This is a genomic window from Chrysanthemum yellows phytoplasma, assembly GCF_000803325.1.
GTDB lineage: Bacteria > Bacillota_I > Bacilli_A > Acholeplasmatales > Acholeplasmataceae > Phytoplasma > Phytoplasma asteris.
Window position 1 is genome coordinate 1 of record NZ_JSWH01000230.1, and the last position, 4,910, is coordinate 4,910.

General features: G+C 45.0%; 1 tRNA gene and 3 rRNA genes. All 4 read right to left on the reverse strand.

Annotated features, from left to right (window positions below):
- Positions 1-18 precede the first annotated feature (18 nt).
- A 5S ribosomal RNA gene (gene rrf, locus OL66_RS03345) occupies positions 19-127 on the reverse strand.
- 35 nt (positions 128-162) lie between these two features.
- A 23S ribosomal RNA gene (locus OL66_RS03350) occupies positions 163-3,027 on the reverse strand.
- Between the two features lie 63 nt (positions 3,028-3,090).
- Positions 3,091-3,167: transfer RNA gene (locus tag OL66_RS03355), tRNA-Ile, on the reverse strand.
- 105 nt (positions 3,168-3,272) lie between these two features.
- A 16S ribosomal RNA gene (locus tag OL66_RS03360) occupies positions 3,273-4,805 on the reverse strand.
- Together the 16S, 23S and 5S rRNA genes with 1 tRNA gene alongside form the textbook arrangement of a ribosomal RNA operon.
- Between the last annotated feature and the right edge of the window lie 105 nt (positions 4,806-4,910).

A 4,910-nucleotide genomic window follows, 5' to 3' on the forward strand; every position in this document is an offset into this window, starting at 1 on the left:
TCTTTTTTATAAAGCAAACCTTGGCACTCCCTATCTTCGCTCAATAAAGAACTATTGTCAGTACTAAGGACTTAACTGCTGTGTTCGGGATGGGAACAGGTGTTGCCCCTTAGTTTTATGCACCAAGGATCTTTCAAAACTAGATAAACGTTGGTATTTAAAAAATCAAAGTCAATGGGTCTATTAGTACTAGTCAGCTGAAAAGATCACTCTTCTTACACCTCTAGCCTATCAACCTGATAGTCTTTCAGGGACCTCATAGGGAAATCTCATCTTAAGGGAGGCTTCACACTTAGATGCTTTCAGTGTTTATCCCTTCTATACATAGCTACTCAGCTGTGGCTCTGGCGAACCAACTGAAACACCAGCGGTATATCCATCCCGGTCTTCTCATACTAGGGACAGTTCCTTTCAAATTTCCAACGCCCACGACGGATAGAGACCGAACTGTCTCACGACGTTCTGAACCCAGCTCGCGTTCCGCTTTAATGGGCGAACAGCCCAACCCTTGGAACCTTCTCCAGCTCCAGGATGCGATGAGCCGACATCGAGGTGCCAAACCGCTTCGTCGCTGTGAACGCTTGGAAGCGATAAGCCTGTTATCCCCAGGGTAGCTTTTATCCGTTGAGTCACGGCCCTTCCATTCGGTACCGTAAGATCACTAAGTCCGACTTTCGTCCCTGCTCGACTTGTAAGTCTTGCAGTCAAGCTCCCTTGTGCCTTTATGCTCTACAAATGATTTCCAACCATTTTGAGGGAACCTTCGAACGCCTCCGTTACTCTTTAGGAGGCGACCGCCCCAGTCAAACTGCCCACCAAACACTGTCCCTCACATTACAAATGTGCAGGTTAGAAACTAAAAATAACAAGGGTGGTATCCCAAGGACAACTCCAGAAAAACTAGCGTTTTTCTCTCACAGTTTCCCACCTATCCTGTACATCTTATTTCCAATTTCAATATTAAGTTGCAGTAAAGCTCCATGGGGTCTTTTCGTCCTGTCGCGGGTAACCGGCATTTTCACCGGTAATTTGATTTCACCGAGGCTCTTGTTGAGACAGCGCCCAAATCGTTATGCCTTTCGTGCGGGTCGGAACTTACCCGACAAGGAATTTCGCTACCTTAGGACCGTTATAGTTACGGCCGCCGTTTACTGGGACTTCAATTCAATGCTTCGTTGCCTGACATCTCCTTTTAATCTTCCAGCACCGGGCAGGCATCAGCCCCTATACATCACCTTGCGGTTTAGCAGAGACCTATGTTTTTGATAAACAGTCGCTTGGGCCTATTCTCTGCGGCTTTTAGTTTTAATAAAAGCTCTCCTTATCCCTAAGTTACGGAGTAATTTTGCCGAGTTCCTTAACAAGAGTTTGCTCGCGCGTCTTAGTATACTCTACCTACCCACCTGTGTCGGTTTGCGGTACGGGTAGTTAATCAATTAGCCCTAGAAGCTTTTCTTGAAAGTATGACATCAATCACTTTACTTTCAAACCTTGTCTTTAAATGAGAAAATGGATTTGCCTGTCTTCTCAGACTTAGTTTTTCTACCCCAATCCAATAAGGGGCGTGTTTAGCCTGCTTTGTCCCTCCGTCAGTTGATTAACTAGTGCAGGAATCTCAGCCTGCTTGCCATCGATTACGGATTTCTCCCTCACCTTAGGACCCGACTAACCCAGGGAGGACGAACCTGGCCCTGGAAACCTTGGGTTTTTGACGGATAGGATTCTCACCTATCTTTTCGTTACTTACACCGGCATTCTCACTTCTGACCTCTCCACCACTGCTTCCGCTATGGCTTCACTGATGTCAGAACGCTTCCCCTACCATTCAAATAACTAAGAAGTTATTTCAATCCGTAGCTTCGGTATGATGTTTTAGCCCCGGTACATTTTCGGCGCAGAGTCATTCGACTAGTGAGCTATTACGCACTCTTTAAAGGATGGCTGCTTCTAAGCCAACCTCCTAGTTGTTTAAACGTCTTCACTTCCTTTGCCACTTAACATCAATTTTGGGACCTTAGCTGACGGTCTGGGCTCTTTCCCTTTTGACCATGGACCTTATCACCCACAGTCTGACTGCTGATTTTATTTGGTAACATTCGGAGTTTGATTGAGTTCGGTACCCCGAGGTGAAGCCCTTACTCATTCAGTGCTCTACCTTCACCAAATTACTAAATCAACGCTAGCCCTAAAGCTATTTCGGGGAGAACCAGCTATCTCTGAGTTCGATTGGAATTTCACCCCTAGCCACAAGTCATCCAAACACTTTTCAACGTGTCCTGGTTCGGTCCTCCATTTAGTTTTACCTAAACTTCAACCTGCTCATGGCTAGCTCACTTCAGTTTCGGGTCTATGACATGCAACTAAACGCCCTATTAAGACTCGCTTTCGCTACGGCTCCGTTCCTTAAAACTTAACCTTGCTCCATATCATAACTCGCCGGTTCATTCTGCAAAAGGCAAGCCATCACACATTAACGTGCTTTGACTAATTGTAGGCACACAGTTTCAGGATCTATTTCACTCCCCTTTCGGGGTTCTTTTCACCTTTCCCTCACGGTACTAGTTCACTATCGGTCACTAAGAAGTATTTAGCCTTAGGAGATGGTCCTCCCATCTTCCGACAAGATTTCTCGTGTCTCGCCGTACTTATTGATACCCTAGATTTTAACTTACGTTTACGGGACTGTCACCTTCTTTGGTGCTTCTTTCCAAAAGCTTCTACTTCGTTAAAATTTTGTAACTAGAAATGGTATCAGGCTGTTCCGGGTTCGCTCGTCACTACTACCAGAATCGTTATTACTTTCTTTTCCTGCGGTTACTTAGATATTTCAGTTCGCCGCGTTTCCTTTCTTCTAACAAGATAAATCGCATTAGAAGAATATTACATCTTCAATGTAATGGGTTTTCCCATTCGGAGACCCACGGATCTTCACTTATTTACAGCTTCCCGTGGCGTTTCGCCGTTAATTGCGTCCTTCATCGGCTCTTAGTGCCAAGGCATCCACTGTGCGCCCTTAGTTCCTTTGATTTTTTAACCTTCGTTTATCTACTTTTCAAAGAGCTTTTTTAAGATTTTGCCTATTTGTGGTTATGGTGGGCCTAAATGGACTTGAACCACCGACCTCACGCTTATCAGGCGTGTGCTCTAACCAACTGAGCTATAGGCCCTTAATCTTAAAAAGATTAAAATGTTGCAAATACAATTTGCAAGCAAGTTACAATGAAAAACTTTCTTAAGTCTCTCAAAACTGAAGATGATAATTGTTTCCTTAGAAAGGAGGTGATCCATCCCCACCTTCCGGTAGGGATACCTTGTTACGACTTAACCCCAATCATCGACCCTACCTTAGACGGTTCCCTCTTCTTGCGAAGTTAGGCCACCGGCTTTGGGTATTGCCAACTTTCGTGGTTTGACGGGCGGTGTGTACAAACCCCGAGAACGTATTCACCGCGACATGCTGATTCGCGATTACTAGCGATTCCAACTTCATGAAGTCGAGTTGCAGACTTCAATCCGAACTGAGACTGTTTTTTTGAGATTCGCCAAAAACTTGCGCTTCAGCTACCCTTTGTAACAGCCATTGTATCACGTTTGTAGCCCAGGTCATAAGGGGCATGATGATTTGACGTCGTCCCCACCTTCCTCCAATTTATCACTGGCAGTCTTGCTAAAGTCCCCACCATTACGTGCTGGTAACTAACAATAAGGGTTGCGCTCGTTGCGGGACTTAACCCAACATCTCACGACACGAGCTGACGACAACCATGCACCACCTGTGCAACTGATAACCTCCACTGTGTTTCTACAGCTTTGCAGAAGCATGTCAAGACCTGGTGAGGTTTTTCGGGTACCTTCGAATTAAACAACATGATCCACCGCTTGTGCGGAGTCCCGTCAATTCCTTTAAGTTTCATACTTGCGTACGTACTACTCAGGCGGAGTACTTAATGTGTTAACTTCAACACTGGTTTTACCCAACGTTTAGTACTCATCGTTTACGGCGTGGACTACCAGGGTATCTAATCCTGTTTGCTCCCCACGCTTTCGTGCCTCAGCGTCAGTAAAGACCCAGCAAGCCGCCTTCGCTACTGGTGTTCCTCCATATATTTACGCATTTTACCACTACACATGGAATTCCACTTGCCTCTATCTTACTCTAGCTAAACAGTTTTTATAGCATCACAATGTTGAGCATTGCACTTAGACCATAAACTTATTTAACCGCCTACGCACCCTTTACGCCCAATAATTCCGGATAACGCTTGCCCCCTATGTATTACCGCGGCTGCTGGCACATAGTTAGCCGGGGCTTATTCATTAGGTACCGTCAGAATGATTTTTCCATCATTTATTCTTCCCTAATAAAAGAACTTTACGTACCGAAATACTTCATCGTTCACGCGGCGTTGCTCGGTCAGAGTTTCCTCCATTGCCGAAAATTCCCTACTGCTGCCTCCCGTAGGAGTTTGGGCCGTGTCTCAGTCCCAATGTGGCCGTTCAACCTCTCAGCCCGGCTACACATCATAGTCTTGTTAGGCCTTTACCCCACCAACTAACTAATGTGACGCAAGCTCCTCCCTAAGCATACCTATTGCTAGGTCTTTTAAAAACAAGAAGATGCCTTCTTGTCTCCTATCCAGTCTTAGCAGTCGTTTCCAACTGTTATCCTCGTCTTAGGGGCAGATTGCTTACGCGTTACTCACCCGTTCGCCACTAAAGTTTAATTGCTTAAACTTCCGTTCGACTTGCATGTATTAGGCACGCCGCCAGCGTTAATCCTGAGCCAGGATCAAACTCTTCGTATGTTACAAAATTGATGCATCAAAAATTGCTTTTTGGTGTCAATTTTAAGGTGTTAAAAAATAATTAAAAATATTCGTTAATTATCATCTTCAGTTTTCAAAGATTAA